Annotated in this window: 15 protein-coding genes; 5 read left to right on the top strand and 10 right to left on the bottom strand. The window is 48.4% G+C overall.

Annotated features, from left to right (window positions below; genetic code table 11):
- The first annotated feature begins 50 nt into the window (after nt 1-50).
- Entirely contained in the window at nt 51-1223 is a 1173-nt protein-coding gene (locus C8N47_RS09675) for an MFS transporter (protein WP_107822346.1), read from the top strand.
- A gap of 735 nt (nt 1224-1958) precedes the next feature.
- On the opposite strand, the gene alaS is transcribed toward C8N47_RS09675, so the two are convergent.
- The gene (gene alaS / locus C8N47_RS09670; protein ID WP_107822416.1) at nt 1959-4577 is read right to left on the bottom strand and encodes an alanine--tRNA ligase; all 2619 of its coding nucleotides are present in this window, start codon (nt 4575-4577) and stop codon (nt 1959-1961) included.
- A 183-nt stretch (nt 4578-4760) separates the two neighbouring features.
- Between alaS and C8N47_RS09665 the strand changes: the two genes are divergently transcribed.
- The 4 genes from C8N47_RS09665 to C8N47_RS09650 are packed head-to-tail and all read left to right on the top strand — an operon-like array spanning nt 4761 to nt 8030.
- Nucleotides 4761-5732 (top strand): M23 family metallopeptidase, encoded by a 972-nt coding sequence (locus tag C8N47_RS09665; protein ID WP_107822345.1) that lies wholly within the window; start codon nt 4761-4763, stop codon nt 5730-5732.
- A 12-nt stretch (nt 5733-5744) separates the two neighbouring features.
- The gene (locus C8N47_RS09660; RefSeq protein WP_107822344.1) at nt 5745-6083 is read left to right on the top strand and encodes a MerR family transcriptional regulator; all 339 of its coding nucleotides are present in this window, start codon (nt 5745-5747) and stop codon (nt 6081-6083) included.
- Between the two features lie 48 nt (nt 6084-6131).
- A complete protein-coding gene (locus tag C8N47_RS09655; protein WP_107822343.1) occupies nt 6132-7229 on the top strand; it encodes a Nif3-like dinuclear metal center hexameric protein in 1098 nt (365 codons plus the stop codon).
- Between the two features lie 24 nt (nt 7230-7253).
- A complete protein-coding gene (locus C8N47_RS09650) occupies nt 7254-8030 on the top strand; it encodes a zinc ribbon domain-containing protein (RefSeq protein WP_107822342.1) in 777 nt (258 codons plus the stop codon).
- A gap of 93 nt (nt 8031-8123) precedes the next feature.
- On the opposite strand, the gene C8N47_RS09645 is transcribed toward C8N47_RS09650, so the two are convergent.
- The 9 genes from C8N47_RS09645 to porV all read right to left on the bottom strand — a co-directional run bounded on the left by C8N47_RS09645 (nt 8124) and on the right by porV (nt 16664).
- Nucleotides 8124-9740, bottom strand: coding sequence for a dipeptidase (locus C8N47_RS09645; protein ID WP_107822341.1), 1617 nt, complete (start codon nt 9738-9740; stop codon nt 8124-8126).
- Nucleotides 9741-9984: 244 nt separating this feature from the next.
- Nucleotides 9985-10776, bottom strand: a complete 792-nt coding sequence (locus C8N47_RS09640; protein WP_107822340.1) for a TPM domain-containing protein — start codon at nt 10774-10776, stop codon at nt 9985-9987.
- A gap of 5 nt (nt 10777-10781) precedes the next feature.
- Nucleotides 10782-11222: a TPM domain-containing protein gene (locus C8N47_RS09635; RefSeq protein ID WP_107822339.1), complete on the bottom strand. Its 441-nt coding sequence runs from the start codon at nt 11220-11222 to the stop codon at nt 10782-10784.
- A 10-nt stretch (nt 11223-11232) separates the two neighbouring features.
- Nucleotides 11233-11826 (bottom strand): LemA family protein, encoded by a 594-nt coding sequence (locus C8N47_RS09630; RefSeq protein WP_107822338.1) that lies wholly within the window; start codon nt 11824-11826, stop codon nt 11233-11235.
- 202 nt (nt 11827-12028) lie between these two features.
- The gene (locus tag C8N47_RS09625; RefSeq protein WP_107822337.1) at nt 12029-14248 is read right to left on the bottom strand and encodes an ATP-binding protein; all 2220 of its coding nucleotides are present in this window, start codon (nt 14246-14248) and stop codon (nt 12029-12031) included.
- 58 nt (nt 14249-14306) lie between these two features.
- Complete coding sequence (locus C8N47_RS09620; protein ID WP_107822415.1) at nt 14307-14639, bottom strand: thioredoxin family protein; 333 nt, start codon at nt 14637-14639, stop codon at nt 14307-14309.
- Nucleotides 14639-14998, bottom strand: a complete 360-nt coding sequence (locus tag C8N47_RS09615) for a CoA-binding protein (protein WP_107822336.1) — start codon at nt 14996-14998, stop codon at nt 14639-14641. Before C8N47_RS09615 ends, C8N47_RS09620 begins: the two co-directional genes overlap by 1 nt.
- 4 nt (nt 14999-15002) lie before the next feature.
- Nucleotides 15003-15482: a 2-C-methyl-D-erythritol 2,4-cyclodiphosphate synthase gene (gene ispF / locus C8N47_RS09610; RefSeq protein ID WP_107822335.1), complete on the bottom strand. Its 480-nt coding sequence runs from the start codon at nt 15480-15482 to the stop codon at nt 15003-15005.
- A gap of 3 nt (nt 15483-15485) precedes the next feature.
- On the bottom strand, nt 15486-16664 hold the full coding sequence (gene porV / locus C8N47_RS09605; protein ID WP_107822414.1) for a type IX secretion system outer membrane channel protein PorV: 1179 nt from the start codon (nt 16662-16664) through the stop codon (nt 15486-15488).

The following is a 16664-nucleotide window of genomic DNA, read 5'->3' as shown; positions in this document are numbered from 1 at the left end:
AATTCAGAAAACACGACCAGTTGCAAGTTGGTCGCGCAGGAACATAAAGCATGAAGAAAAGTTTGCTAACGCTGTCGTTCGGCACCTTTGGACTAGGGATGGCCGAGTTTGTGATGATGGGAATTCTCCCCTACGTAGCGCGCGATTTTGGAGTCAGCATTCCGCAGGCGGGGCATTTAATTTCGGCCTATGCCATGGGGGTATGCGTGGGAGCCCCGCTAATGGTGCTCATTGCCCGCAGCTATCCGCTAAAAAAGATCTTGCTGGTGCTGGTATCGCTCTACGCGGTGGGGAATTTTTTCACGGCCCTCTCGCCCAACTACGCGGCTATTTTCGTCATGCGCTTTATCTCCGGACTTCCGCACGGGGCTTTTTTTGGCGTTGGCGCCATTGTTGCCGAAAAGCTGGCCGACAAAGGCAAACGCGCCCGTGCCATGGCGCTGATGGTGGCCGGGATGACCGTTGCCAACCTGATTGGTGTTCCCCTCGGAACTTTTTTAAGCAACCTAACCTCGTGGCGCCTGATCTTTCTGTTTACCGGCTGCTGGGGAATTTTCAATTTGCTGGCCATGCTGCGCTGGCTTCCCCGGATGGATGCCTTGCCAAACAACGGGCTGAAAGGGCAGTTTGCCTTTCTGAAAAACCTGTCGCCCTGGCTGCTGATTGCCGCAACGGCTTTTGCAAACGGCGGCGTTTTTTGCCTGTACAGCTATGTCAACCCGCTGATGACCGGTGTGGCTGGCTTTAGTACCGGCTCGATGAGCTGGATTATGGTGCTTTGCGGCTTAGCCATGGTTAGCGGCAACCTGCTGGGTGGTCGCCTGGCCGACAAATACGATATGCCCTCGGTGTTAAGCAGCATCCAGGCCATCGCGGCGCTGGCCATGACCGTGCTCTTCTTTTTTGCAGGCGTTCAGCCCATTGTCCTGTCCATGTTGCTGATTGCGGCGGCCTCGCTTTTTGCCGTGTCCTCGCCAACCCAGATTATGCTTCTGCAAAACTCGCGCGGAGGCGAGATGATGGGCGCTGCATTTCTGCAAATCGCCTTCAATATGGGTAATGCCCTTGGTGCCTGGAGCGGCGGTGCCGCTATCGATTCGGGAAAAACGGTGAACTACACGGCCATCATTGGCGCATCGTATTTGATTGTAGCCTGCGGCCTGATTCTGATTTTCAAAAGCTGGCAAAACAAACAGCTCATCCCCTTCGCGCTTCGCAAATAGTCGTATTTTTCAGCACGAGCTTTAAGCGAAAGGCTGAAATTATAGTTGTCGGGTTGTCACGAGTTGTCGGGTTGTCGTCCTAAAACGCCATCAACAAGCAAGAAGGCGTTTCGATCAATGCCAAAAAGTTGGGAGGTGACCGGCCTATTTTTATCGAGTGTTCACATTCGAAAATGCTATAAAGAAAAGAAACAGCGTGATGTTTCTTAAGAGGTCGAAATCAAACGGAAAGCTTCGTGCAATCCCGGAGGGATGACATTTGGGTAGCTTTGGCATTTCCGCGGGTAAAATTCCGTCCCGTACGGGACGGGACAATCTTCGTGTTATCGTTTGTTCTACCCAAATTATACCGTTTTAAAGGCTAATTTATGCTCTGAAATAGGACAGTATAATGCCGATAGACTGAAAAAGGAGCATAGGAACGAAGTGATAGGATGCGACACTTTTGAAGCTAATCGGTATTGAATGGCTAAAGCCATTGCTGAAAGCGTAAAACCCGTCCGGTAGGACAAAAGATCCGCGTTGATCAAACGTAAAATCGAAAAAGCAGTCGGGTTTGGAACAACGCCCATTAACACAAGTTTGCTACAAAGTGAGTAGTGGCTCCTGATTCAAGCTCAATCGCAATTCAAGGCATCCCCGATGCGGTTGGAAACCACATCACCCAAAGTGACTTTCAAAAAAAAGGGTGCCCGATTGTTCGGGACACCCTGCATATTGTTTATGTTCGCTGAATTAATTCAGGAATGAACAAGCTTTATCGATTGCAGCCTGTAAACCGGCCACATCCTTACCACCAGCCGTAGCATAGAAGGGCTGACCACCGCCGCCGCCTTTCATTTCGCGGGCTGCTTCGCGGATAATCTTACCGGCATGCAAGCCTTTTTCGGCAACCAGTTTATCCGAGATCATCACGGTCAACAAAGGTTTTCCGGCTACCTCGGCGCCCACAACCAGGAACAAATCGTCCACTTCGGCCTTCAGCTGAAAGGCCAAATCTTTAATGAGCGCAGCATTGTCCAGATCCACTTTAGCCGCAATAATGTTGACGCCGCGCTCCATGAGCACTTTGCTTTTCAAATTCGATTTCACAATCTTCAGGCCTTCGCGCTGGAAACCTTCAATTTGCTTCGAGAGCTCGTTGTTTTGTTGCATCAAGGCCGATACTCCGGCCAGCACATCGCTCGATCCTTTCAGCGCATCTTTAATTTGCTTCAGCAAGTCCAGCTGATCGTTGACATATTTCTCGGCACGGGCAGCAGTAATTGCCTCAATACGGCGAATACCAGCTGCTACGGCGCTTTCCGAAACGATCTTCAGCATCCCGATCTGACCGGTTGCCTGCGCATGGGTTCCGCCACAAAGCTCTACCGATTCGCCAAACTTGATCACCCGCACCTTGTCGCCGTATTTCTCGCCGAACAACATCATCGCACCAAGCTCTTTGGCCTGATCCATCGGTACGGCACGACTTTCTTCCAGAGCTGCATTCCGGCGGATCTTTTCGTTCACCAGCTGTTCAACCTGCTGCAATTCCTCGTCGCTTACCTTTTGGAAATGCGAGAAGTCGAAACGCAGATGATCGGCGTTCACCAGCGAGCCCTTTTGCTCCACATGAGTTCCCAGCACTTCGCGCAGGGCCGCATGCAACAAGTGCGTTGCGGTGTGGTTGTTGGCAATTTGCTGGCGACGGTTGGCGTCAACAACCGCCTGGAAGGTACGCTCGGGATCTTCCGGCAGCCTTTCCACCAGATGAACAATCAGGTTGTTTTCTTTTTGGGTATCGAAAACAGGCGTTTTCACTCCTTTGGCTTCAATATAACCGCAGTCGCCCACCTGGCCTCCCGACTCGCCGTAAAATGGAGTTTGGTCGAAAACCAGCTGGTAGTATGCTTTTTTCTTTTGCGTTACCTTACGGTAGCGAACAATCCGCACATCAGCTTGCAGACGATCGTAGCCCAAAAACTCGGTGGCATCAACACGCATCAGCTCTACCCAGTCGTCGGTTTCCTGCTGAGCAGCACTGCGCGAGCGGTTTTTCTGTTCGGCCATTTCAATGTCGAAACCTTTTTCATCAACGCTCATGCCATTTTCGCGAGCAATCAGCTGTGTCAGGTCCAGCGGAAAACCGTAAGTATCGTACAACGTAAACACATCCTTACCGGCGATAACCGTTTTTTGGTCGGCCTTGGCTTTTCCGATGAGTTCGTCCAGCAATTTAATACCAGTTGAAAGAGTACGCAGGAAGCTTTCTTCTTCTTCCTTAATCACTTTTTCGATCAACTGTTGCTGAGCGCCCAGTTCGGCAAAAGCATCGCCCATATTGTTTTTCAGCGCTTCAACCAATTTGTAGATGAAGGCTTCGCGGAAATTCAGGAAGGTATAGCCATAACGCACCGCACGGCGCAAAATCCGTCGGATCACATAACCGGCCTTGTTGTTCGATGGCAATTGTCCGTCGGCAATGGCAAAGGAGATGGCCCGAAGGTGGTCGGCAATTACGCGCATGGCGATATCGCTCTTCTCGTTGTCGCCATATTGAATACCACAAAGAGCGGCAATTTCGCCAATAATGGTTTGGAAAACATCGGTATCGTAGTTCGACTTTTTGCCTTGCAGCACCATGCACAAGCGCTCGAAGCCCATTCCGGTGTCCACATGCTTAGCCGGCAGGTCTTCCAAACGACCGTCAGCCTTGCGGTTAAACTGAATAAACACCAGGTTCCAGATTTCAATCACCAGGGGATTGTCTTTATTCACCAGCTCGGCGCCGGGAATCAAAGCCCGCTGGTCATCGTCGCGCAGATCGACGTGGATTTCGGAGCAAGGGCCGCAAGGACCGGTATCGCCCATTTCCCAGAAATTATCTTTCTTATTACCGTGCAGCACACGATCGGCCGGCAGGTGCTTCAACCATAAATTTTTGGCTTCCTCATCCAGATCCAGCTTATCGTCTTTACTTCCTTCAAAAACGGTAGCATACATCCGATCGGCCGGAATTCCCATTTTGTCGTGTAAGAACTCCCAGGCCCAGTCAATTGCTTCAGTTTTAAAATAATCGCCAAACGACCAGTTTCCCAGCATCTCGAACATGGTATGGTGATAGGTATCGTGCCCCACCTCTTCCAGGTCGTTATGCTTACCGCTCACACGCAAACACTTTTGGGTATCCGCCACACGGGTCGATTTTGCCGGTTCGTTCCCCAAAAAGATATCCTTAAACTGGTTCATCCCGGCATTGGTAAACATCAGTGTCGGGTCATTCTTCACCACCATCGGAGCGGAATCGACGATTGTATGTTGCTTTGAAATAAAAAAATCCAGAAAAGCTTTCCGAATCGCTTTGGAATTCATTTCCATCGTTTCTGCTAAGTTTTAATTTTTGTTAAAAAGCTCTATTTGCGTAATCATCGAGCTGCGTTACCACAACAAAAGTTTACTTTTGCAACTTATCAAATCAGCTCGATTTAAAAGTCTTGCAAAGTTAGATTATTTACTTAAATTTGTTACACTTGTCAAAAAGAAATTGGTTTTTATATGGTAAAAGCAAAGTATAAATTCAACCCCGAAACATTGAATTACGTAAAGGTTGAACACAACCTGAAAGCCAAATTATCGCGCCTGCTTTTGTTTTTCTCGGTCAGTCTGGTGATGAGCATTGCCATGACGGTGATCTTCCTGCAATTTTACGAAACCCCAAAAACCAAAATGCTGAAACGCGAAAATCAGCGTTTGGAAACTCAATACGAACTGATGTACAAGAACCTGGAAGATGTCGATAAAGTGCTGACCGACCTTCAGGAACGCGATGATAATTTATACCGGGTAATTTTTGAAGCCGACCCGATTCCCACCTCCGTGCGCAAAGCAGGCTTTGGAGGGATTAATAAATATGCCCAGCTGGAAAGTTTGGACAACTCGGAACTGGTGATTAAGACAGCCCGCAAGCTGGACATTATCTCCAAGCAAGCCTACGTGCAGTCCAAGTCGTACGACGAGCTGGTAAAACTGGCGCTGGACAAAGAAAAGATGCTGGCCAGTATTCCGGCGGTCATGCCGGTTTCCAACAAAGACCTGAAACGAACAGCCTCGGGCTGGGGATTCCGCATCGACCCGGTTTACAAGATTCGCCGCTTCCACTACGGGATGGACTTTTCGGCTCCAATCGGAACCGAAATCTACTCCACCGGCGACGGCGTAGTTAAGGCCGTCAAAACATCGCGAAGCGGTTATGGCCGCTGGGTGATTATCGACCACGGTTTTGGCTACGAAACCCTGTATGGCCACATGAGCAAGTTCAACGTAAAAGTTGGTGAAAAAGTGAAACGCGGCAGTGTAATTGGTTACGTGGGCAACGCCGGCAAATCAACCGGTCCGCACCTGCACTACGAAGTACACAAAAACGGCAAAGCGGTAAACCCGCAGTTCTACTACTTTAAAGATCTGACTCCGGAAGAATACGACCGAATGGTTGCCTTGTCGTCGAACACCGGCCAGTCGATGGATTAACCTTTTGGATCCGTGCCCTACAAAAAGCCCCAAATAGAAAAAATATACTACACCATTGGCGAAGTTGCGAAGATGTTTAATGTAAACATTTCGCACATTCGTTATTGGGAGAAGGAGTTTGATGTTCTGAAGCCTTTCAAAAACAAAAAAGGCAACCGGCTGTTTACCAACGATGATCTGGAACATTTAAAATTGATTCATCATCTGGTGAAAGAAAAGGGCCTGACCATTAAAGGAGCCAAGCAAAAGCTGAAAGACAACAAGGAGGAAACAGTCGACAATCACGAGTTGGTTGATCGGCTGAAGACCATCCGCCAAATGCTGATCGACATCCGCGACGAACTAAACTAAAGTGGCGTTCGGAGTAACCTGTTTACAACATCACCAATTGCACGACCTATGCAAATAGCAGAAATTACACGTTATCTTGAATCGATTGCCCCGCTGGCCTACCAGGAGAGCTACGACAATGCCGGGCTTTTAGTTGGCAAGCCCAACGACGAAGTTGAAAAGGCCCTGATTTGTCTGGACGTAACCGAAGCGGTTGTCGACGAAGCCATCGGGGGCGGCTTTCAACTGATTATTGCTCACCACCCCCTGATTTTCGGAGGATTGAAAAAGCTGAACGGCAAAAATGAGGTGGAGCGCTGTGTGATGAAAGCCATCAAAAACGACCTTGCCATTTATGCGGCACACACCAACCTGGACAGCGTTCACGGTGGGGTAAACAGCAAGATTTGCCAGAAGTTGCAGCTCAAAAACTGCCAAATTTTAGCGCCGGTTAAAGGACAGCTCAAAAAGCTGGTCACGTTCATTCCGCTGGAACAAGCTGACCAGGTTAAGCAAGCCATTTTTAAGGCTGGCGCCGGTCATATTGGCAATTACGATTCCTGCGGCTACAGCGTGCCGGGCACGGGCAGTTTTCGTGGTAACCAATCGACCACGCCTTTTGTTGGTGAGCCCGGCAAACTGCATCAGGAGCCGGAAGTGCGCTTCGAGACCATCTTTCCGGCAGCCCTGCAAGGTGCCGTTATTTCGGCCTTGCTGCAAGCCCACCCGTACGAGGAAGTGGCCTACGATATTTATTCGCTGGACAATGCTTTTGAACAAGTTGGTGCCGGCATGCTTGGCGAGTTGGAAACACCAATTTCGGAGCTCGAGTTTTTGCAGTTTACCAAAAAACAATTTCAATGTGAGCTTGTCCGCCACAGTCCTTTACGCGGACGAAAAGTAAAAAAGGTAGCGGTTTGCGGTGGCGCCGGAAGTTTTCTGACCCGTCAGGCCATTGGCTCGGGAGCCGACATTTTTATTACCGGCGACATGAAATATCATCAGTTTTTCGAGGCCGAGGGGAAAATTGTGATCGCCGATATCGGGCACTTCGAAAGCGAACAATTCACTAAAGAAGTTTTTTATGAATTACTTACAAAAAAATTCCCTAAATTTGCCGTTCGTTTATCGGCTGTGAATACCAACCCGATTAACTATCTGATTTAAAAAGAACAAAACAGCATTCTAAATATGAATACACAGTATCGCGAAGAAGACAAAACCGTGCCAATCAGTGAGAAGCTGAAAGCACTTTTCGAATTACAAACTGTTGCCTCCGAAATCGACAAGATCAAAACCTTACGCGGGGAGCTTCCTTTGGAAGTTCAGGACCTGGAAGATGACATTACTGGTTTGAGCACTCGTGTCAGCAATTTCGAGGATGATGTACAAAATTTGGAAACTTCAATCCAAAACCGGAAAGCTGCCATTAAAGAATCAGAAGCACTGATCGCGAAATACACCGAACAACAAAACAATGTTCGCAACAACCGCGAATACGATTCGTTAAGCAAGGAAATCGAATTCCAAAAATTGGAAATCGAACTGTCGGAAAAACGAATTAAAGAGTTCACAGCGGAGATGAAATCGAAAAAAGAAACGATTGAAAGCTCTAAAAAACAGCTGTCGGAACGCGAAGAGGACCTGGAACGCAAGAAAAAAGAACTGGACGAGATTACTGCGGAAACTAAAATTGAAGAAGAAAAGCTGAAAAGCAAAGGCGAAAAAATCGAAAGCATGATCGAGTCTCGCCTGTTAACAGCCTTCAAACGTATCCGCAAAAATGCCCGCAATGGGTTGGCTGTTGTAACGGTACAACGTGATGCCTGCGGTGGTTGCTTCAACAAAATCCCACCTCAACGCCAGATGGATATTGCCAACCGCAAAAAAATTATCGTATGCGAATACTGTGGTCGCATTTTGGTTGACAAAGACATTATGGATGTGGAAGTGGGCGCTGAAGATTAATACATCAACAAACGCTATAAAAAAGGCCGTCGGTATTCAAACCGACGGCCTTTTTAAATTTTACAGGCTTTATCCTCAAACCGCAAAATCGGTTTAATAACTGCGTGGCTCTTTGCTTTCGGCATCTTCTTCCCACACGGCATTTTTCAGACTGGCTTTATCCTTCACCGCACGCTCGTACCACTCCTGTGGATAAGGAGCACGTTGCGCCGATCCTCGTTCATCGTTAATATAGCCATCAATATATTTCATAATCAGAAACTGTCCCAGGTTGCGCCATTCGTCCACAACTTGGTTGGCTGTAGCCGAACAATAGCCGGTAAGCATGTCGATGGCTTTTGCCGGATCGCTGTTGTAGCGTTTCAAGGCTGCCTGTTCAACGGAATCCTGCCGGGCAAGGGCAGCATCTTCCAACCGTTTCTGCACCGGAATCACATCGTCAATCATATAGCTGTACTTCAGGTTGATATAATTGGACACAAAATTGAAAGCCCACCAGGCCGACTGCCACGAAAACTTGCCCTGATCGCCATGCGCGTATGCATCCGGAATTTCGCTGATAGCCGGGTAGAAAGGCGTATAACAATTGGTGTAGGTATCGTCGGGCGAATACCACATCAGTCCGCCAATGGCATCGGGCAGCCAGGCACGGCTCTGACTGATAAACGAGAAGGCTGTATTCACATTCGAAATCGGGCGCTCCCAGGCACAATCCTCACCGTTCACCTGAAAGGTCAGGGGACGATCACGGTTGGGCGTTCCGTAGGGGCCGGCTTCCAGGCCTTTAGTCATATCCCAGGGAGTACCTTCGTAGTGGTCGCGAACCAAGGCGGCCAGTTCGGCAACACCGATTTTATAGTCGGGCGTGATAAACAACGGGTAAGCCTGGGCTCCTACCACCCCACGATGATAGTCGGGCGAAAAATGCTGCGAGGGAGCTGCTCTACGGAAGATACTCCACACACGCGATTCGCAATAGCGCAGGGTTGCCGGAGTTGCCGGACAATACACTTCGTTAAAGCGAAAAGGTTCTCCACGCTGCGGATCGTACCAGCCTTTCTCGGTGGCCAGCGAGATCACATTGTCGGAATACAGACAATTCTCGGGGTCGTCCAGCGGAAATTCACCGATACGTGCATGGTTGGCGTGCGCCGAGATCATTCCGTCGGGAACTTTACGGGCTACCCATACGGCTCCTTTCTGGTCAGCACCGGCGCCAATCATCTCCAAAATCCAGGCTTCGTGCTTGTCGGCAATCGAGAACGATTCACCCTCACTGCCGTAGCCGTACTCGTCAACCAGGGAGGTCATCACCTCGATTGCTTCGCGTGCCGAGGCCGCCCGATCCAGGGCCAGCTCCATCAGGTGCCAGTACTTCAGAAACACATCGTGGTTCCACAGTTCTTCGCGTCCGGTGAAGGTTGTTTCGCCAATAGCCACCTGTTTTTCATTCATCTGAAAACCGATACGGCCGTAGGTGTGGGCCACTTGCTTTACTTTTCCGTTTCCCACTTGCAGCCACTCCCCTTTGGGGTGATCCGCAGCAGGATACTTCGTTAATTGCTGAATCCATTCGCCATCATTCAAATAAACAATCATGGCCGAACCGTCCTTCGATGCTCCGGGGCTAACCAAAATATTGGTACAAGCCCGGGAAGAAAGCTGGCCGGCTAAAAAGACGGCAAGTAGTGATAAAATCGATCTAAACATGGTTTAAAGTTTTCGTTGTTCTTCTAATGTCAACGGCCAAGATAGCCATAATCGGGCACCATACGCCCTTTCGTGTTCAACTATCGGCCATTTGTAATCTTTTCTTTGCAAAAACAGGACACACTTTCGGCGACTCACCAACCGACCGCCACACCAGGCACACCATCGTCGGTGCGCGGAAAAAACAAAGGCTAACCGTATCAGTTAGCCTTTGCTTTTTAGTCTCCTTACTGTTTTGGAGCGATTACCAGCTTCCGCCGGCACCACCGCCACCAAAGCCACCGCCGCCGAAACCGCCAAAGCCGCCACTGCCGCCGCCAAAGCTGCCGCCACCGCCGGAGAAATTTCCCCAGGAGCCATGCCGGCTGCCGGATCCCATCATACTGCCGAGCAACAACCAAAAGGGTAAGTTACTGCCACCGGTATAATAGCGTCGGCGTCCGCGGAAGATGGACAGGAAAAAATAGGCAAAAAGAATCAGCACAAAAATGCCAATCCCCGAACCGGCACCTTTCCCGCTTGCCTTTTCGTGGTATTCTTCGGCCGTAAATTCTTTGGCTGCCAGGGCCATAATCACCTGCGTGCCCTGCTGCAAGCCTCCGTAAATATCGTTTCGCTTAAAACGGGGAACCATCTCGCGGTCTACAATATCGCGATTGGCAATGGCATCCGGGATCACCGCTTCCAGGCCGTAGCCCACTGCTACGAAAACCTGTCCCCGCGAATCGGCCGTTTTGGGCTTAAAAAGCACCACTACGCCATTATCTTTATCGCCCTGACCAACGCCCCACTTTTCGCCCAGCCGGAATGCAAAATCTCCGGCATCGTAGCCAGCCAGGTCAGGCACGGTGACGATCACAATTTGAGTAGACGTGCGTCGGGCAAAGTCTTCCAGTTTCGTCTCCAGCTGGTTTTCCTCGCCGGTCGTTAACACTTGAGCAAAATCGTTCACCAAGCGGTTGGTTTTTTCCGGAATATCCTGCGCAAAAGAAGTTAGCCCTACAAACAGTGCTACTATGAATAGTATTTGTTTCATCTCATCTATTTTTTTCCGAACGAAATTTCATCGGGTAGTTCGTTCACGTCATCAGTTTGATAGGGGAAGTGTGCTTTCAACTGCTCCCCGGCCAATAAAATTCCCTCCGAAAGTCCATCGGCAAAACGACCTTCCTTGAAGCGGATCAACATCTGCTCTTTAATAGTATCCCAAAAATCTTCCGGCACCTTGGCATTAATCCCGGCATCGCCCAAAATGGCAAACTTCCGATCGCTTACGGCCAGGTAAAACAGCACACCGTTCCGGGCTTCGGTTTGGTGCATTTTGAGTTTGCCAAACCAGTAAGCCGCACAATCCAGCACATCGCCCCTGCAACGACCTTCAACATGAACCCGGATTTCGCCCGAGGTATTCAGTTCGGCGGTCTTAATTGCACCGGTGATCTGCTTTTTCTCTGTTTCGCTAAAAAAATCTGCTACTGCCATCCTGCTGTGTTTATTCAAAATTTACTTCCGGTGCTTTTTCGGCGCCTTGTTCGGCGGCAAAATAGGCCTTCTTCTCGAAGCCAAACAAGTTGGCGTAAATATTCTTCGGGAATTTACGAATGAAGGTATTGAACGACTGCGCCGACTCGTTAAATTTTCGGCGTTCTACCGCAATCCGGTTCTCTGTTCCTTCCAGCTGGGCCTGCAAATCCAGGAAATTCTGATTGGCTTTTAGCTCCGGGTATCGTTCCACAACGACCATCAAGCGGCTCAATGCCGATGACAGGCCATCCTGAGCCTGCTGAAACTGCTGCAAGCTTTGGGGGTTCAGATTATCAGCATTCAGGTTCACCGCGGTGGCTTTCGAGCGCGCTTCAATCACCCCTTCCAGCGTTTCTTTTTCGTGCGAGGCATAACCTTTAACCGTATTCACCAGATTCGGGATCAAATCGGCCCGTCGCTGATAAACGTTTTCAACTTGTGCCCAGCTCGCATTCACACCTTCGTCCATACTCACCATATTATTATAGGTTCCTTTCACCGACGAGTAAATCACTAACGCTACAACCACGATAACGGCCCCAATGACCCATGACTTTTTCATATTTCTTCGAATTTTCAAATTAATTTCTGTTACTAAGAACGTAAATATGGCAAAATTGATCTTTACCGGCTCCCTTTATTCGGGGAAATCACCACTTCAGACCGCCAGCTGCCTACTACAAAAGGTAAACCAAACTTCCGGGATAGGCCAAAACGGCTTATGATGAAGAATACTTAATACGGGGCAAGTGCAGTGCGAAAAATTAAACCACCTTTGAGCCGTTGACTTTCCCCGACTCGGTCGTGCTGTAATCAAGATCCTCGCCAGTAAGCTTTTGCAGGGTGAAGGTAAAGGTGCTGCCCACTCCCTTGTGTGAGTCAACCGTGATGGTGCCGCCATTGATCTCGACAAATTCTTTACACAATAGCAAGCCCAGGCCGGATCCTTTTTCATGCTTTGTTCCATAAGTGGAAAGGTGCCGAACGGGATCAAAAACCAAAGGAAGGTCTTCTTCGGCGATTCCAACGCCATTGTCCTTAACAGAAATAACCAGCAGATTCTGCTCTTCGCGGCCAACAATCTGAATTTGTCCGCCGTCGTTCGTAAACTTAATCGCATTCGAGATTAAGTTACGCAGCACCAGGTTCACCATATTATGATCGGCTAAGGCCAGAAGTTCGCCCTCCAGGTCGCTTGTGAACGCAATCGACTTGGCCTCCAAAAGCCGGTTATTGAGCTGAATATTGCTTTTAACAACGCGTCGCAAATCCAGTTTTTCGGGCTTAAAGCTGATGGCATCTTTTTGATTTTTAGCCCACGAGAGCAAATTATCGAGCAGGAAATAGGTACTTTCGGCCTCTTCACGCAACTCTTTGACAATCTGTTGCCGAAGCTCGTCGGTGAACATCTCCGGAAAATCGGCTAACTGACTGATCACATCTTTGAAGGCACCGATGGGATTGCGCAGATCGTGACCAATGATCGACATAAACTTATCTTTGGTTTCGTTCACCTTCATCAATTCCTCGTGCTGAATCCGGATTTTCGAGTTTTTCTCAGTCAGCAATTCATTCACTCTTTTGCGCGACTTCAAATACCCAAACATCACCAGGGACACCACAAAAAGCGAAAGCACAATCAACATTAAAATGACCGTACTCGAATGTTGCCTTTTGATTTTCAAATCCATAATCTGGTTATCCATTTGCAGCAACTCAATTTCGTTTTGCTTTTTGGTGATCTCGATAGCCGCGCGGATATCGGCAAACTTCTCGGCTATTTCAGTCCGATACAGCGTATCGGACATGGTCGCATAACGATCGACATCGTCGTAGGCCAATTTGAAGCGATTCTGCATCTTATAGATCTGCGCCCTTACCCGATAAGCCTTTTGTTCGAGGTCGACAACCCCCGAGGCTTGTGCAATTTCCAAACAGCGATTCACTTGTACGAGGCCTGCCTCTGGCTGATTATTTTTCAAGCTTAATTGCGCACGGATCAGGTTAGCCGTTGCAATGCCCTCCTGCATTTTCACTTTTTCGAACACCGCGAGTGCCTGACTAACATTCACGGACGATTTTTCGAATTCGCCCATTTCCATATAAGCCTCAGCCAAACCGACCCAGCCGTACGCTTTGTAAAAAGTGCTAAGCTCGGAGCTATCGGCCACTTGCACCACCCTGTCAAAGAAATCAACAGCCTTCGCGAACTCGCGTTTGTCCTTATAAATCTCACCGATATTATTCAGAACGATGATCTGACCGGCACGATCATCCATGGACTGGTAGGCCTCCAAGGTTTTAAGGTAGTAATCCAAGGCCCGGTTATAATCTTTCCAATAGTGATAATTAACCGCAATATTATTCAGTATCCGGGCCAAAGTCGGATGGTCGCCTCTGTTCTCGTAGTACTTCAAAGCCTTAAAAAGATACAGCAAGCCATTGGTGCGATCGCCCTGGGTGGTTAGTGCGGCTCCAATATTCAGTTCGATGGAAGCCTGTGCCTCCACAGCATCTATTTTCTCGGCAATTGTCAAGGCTTCACGAAACAATTCCAACGCCTTGGGATACTCGCCCAAATTCATGTGGCAAGCAGCCATGGCATTAAGTGCCCCAATAATTGACATGCCGTCGTCAACTTCGCGAGCCAGCTTGAGCGCTTTTTCCGAAACCTGATATCCCTGCTCGAATTCTCCGGAAAAGATATAGCCGGCTCCCAGTCGTTGGTAAGCCATACTTTGCTGCACTTTGTCCTTCTGTTGCTCAGCAATAGGCAGTGCTAAATTTGCATAGTAGATAACCTGTCGGGGATCGACAAAATTATACTCTTTGGCCAAATCGAGATAAACCTGACACAGCTCCGTCCCCCTTAATCCGGGAATAAGATTCGTCAGACTATCGATCTTGGCTGTTTGCCCGTTACTACTCAGCGTAAACAGGCAACCAATGACAATACAAACTAACTGATAAACAATTCTTTTCAAACGCCACAGGATTTGTGAATGCTAAAATAGTTTTATTTCCCGCCTTTTCAAATGACAGTTATGAAAACATTAGCCGGTAAGGGCGGGAAATATCTGTGATAAACTTTTCAATACTAATCGTTCTGCTTTGCCTTAAATACTCGTTCCCTTGAAAAAAAACGAGTACTGTGGGAGCCGTAAACACGCGATACTGTCCGGCAATTTCGGGCTGCTCGTTAATTGAAATATACACCAACCGAAGCTTTGGAAACTGTTCGCAAAGCAAACGCTCAAGCTTGGGTTTAAGCACATGACAAACCTGGCATTCGTCTGTTGAAAGATACACCAGTACCGCATCGTTGGACGCCAGAAGCTGCTGAAACTCGTGCAGACTATTTGCAAAAGATTCCATCAATATTGTCCGGTACTGAGTAAGACCAAGGTGCATGCAATCTCCGGTTCAATAGACGCTGCTTTGAGCCGGTCGGCAAACTCATCGTTTTCAGTTCCCGGATTAAAAATAACCCGTTTGGGTTTCAACTTCAGGATGTATTCCATATAGCCGGGTTGATTCTTTGGACCTACGTACAACGTTACGGTATCGACGTTTTCAAATTCTTTGGACGCTGTTACGAACTCCACATCTTCAACCTTACCAGGTCTGGGTGCTATTGCAATTACTTCGTGTCCATGATGACGAAGTGCCCTGATTGCTTTATTCGAATAACGTTCGGGCTTTTCGCTAGCCCCGATCACGATTGTTTTTTTCATCCTATTATTGTTTTTGAATCAACACCACGGCATAAGCCGATATTCCTTCTTCGCGACCTTCAAAGCCGAGCCTTTCGGTGGTTGTTGCTTTCACCGAAACCGCGTCCATATCCAGTTGAAGAACTTCGGCAATGGTATCTTCCATCCGGGGGATAAAATCTTTCAATTTGGGGCGTTGTGCGGCAATTGTGGCATCTATATTGCCGATCTCGTAGCCTTTTTCAGCGATCAACTGCGAACATTTCCGAAGTAAAATCTTACTATCAACATTCTTAAAATCCGATGAAGTATCCGGGAAATGATAACCGATATCCCGTAATTTTGCAGCCCCCAGGATGGCATCGCAGATCGCGTGCAGCAGCACATCGCCGTCCGAATGCGCAACCGTTCCCTTCGTATGCGGCACCTCAATACCACCAAGCCACAAACTTTCTCCTTCAGCAAGGCTATGCACATCATAGCCCATTCCTACACGTATCACCATCAATTATCTTCTTAAATTATCGAAATCGAAAGCCAGGGAAAAACGAAGCGTATTTTCCAATGGATTATTGGTCTGCGTGGGAAGCAGGTACGAGAAATCGAGTGTAAATACATTCAACTTAAAACCGGCTCCGGCCGTGAAATATTTACGGTTCCCCTTATTTTCATTTTCGTGGAAATAGCCTACGCGCAAAGCAAACTGCTTTTGGTACCAATATTCAAGCCCCAGCGATACATTCACTTCCTGCAATTCTTCTTTCATGCCGCCCGGCGCATCTGAGAATGAACTGAAAATACCACCAATCACCGATTTGTCCTGACTGAAGCCGGAATTAACAACAATTGTCCCGTCATCATCGGTAAAGCTCTCAGCATCGGGCGTCGGTACCAACAGTTTGTTCAGATCTACAGCAATGGCGAACGAATTGTAATTGTCCAGTTCCATCTCGTAAGCAGCCCCCAAACGCATATTGGTTGGAATAAAGTCCTTTGTTTCTCCTTCGGTGTACGAAATTTTACTACCGATATTGGAGATGTCAATACCGGCGGAGAAAACCGATTCGCGTCCGCGGCGACTCATTTCGTTGCGATAATAGAAGGCTACATCAGCAGCAAACGAGTTGCCGGCATGGGTTGCTACTCCGTTCACCTCCTGCCCTCCGGTTAAATCGGAACGGATATAGCGCAAGGCAACCGAGCCCGAAAACTGCTCGGACAACAAGCGGGTATAAGCCACATCAAAGGCAAATTCATTTGGGTTCTGCAATCCGGTTTCCGTTCCGTAAGAATCCCGAAAAACAATGCTACCTAATGAAAAGTAGCGCAAGGAAGTACTGACGACTTGCTGATCATCAATGCGTTTATGAGCGGCCAGATAGGCCAAATTGATATCATTAACTAATTTCTTAAGCCAAGGCGAGTATGATAATGAAACACCCGCATCGCTTGTTATAAAAGCATATTTGGCCGGATTCCAGTGTTGCGAGTTCATATCGGGCGATGTTGCTACCCCGGCATCCCCCATCGCACCAGCCCTCGAATCGGGCGCAATTGTTAGAAACGGAACAGCCGTAGAAACCACATTCGCTCCTGATGTAGAGCTTTGTGCAAACAACTGATTGGGCACTAACAAATACATTGCAGCAACCAGCGCCAGGCTCAGCTGCACTTTCATTCTATTCAT

Origin of the sequence: Mangrovibacterium marinum, assembly GCF_003046625.1 — a bacterium.
GTDB lineage: Bacteria > Bacteroidota > Bacteroidia > Bacteroidales > Prolixibacteraceae > Mangrovibacterium > Mangrovibacterium marinum.
The sequence above is the reverse complement of the archived record's forward strand: the minus strand, read 5'-3'. Positions and strand labels throughout refer to the sequence as shown.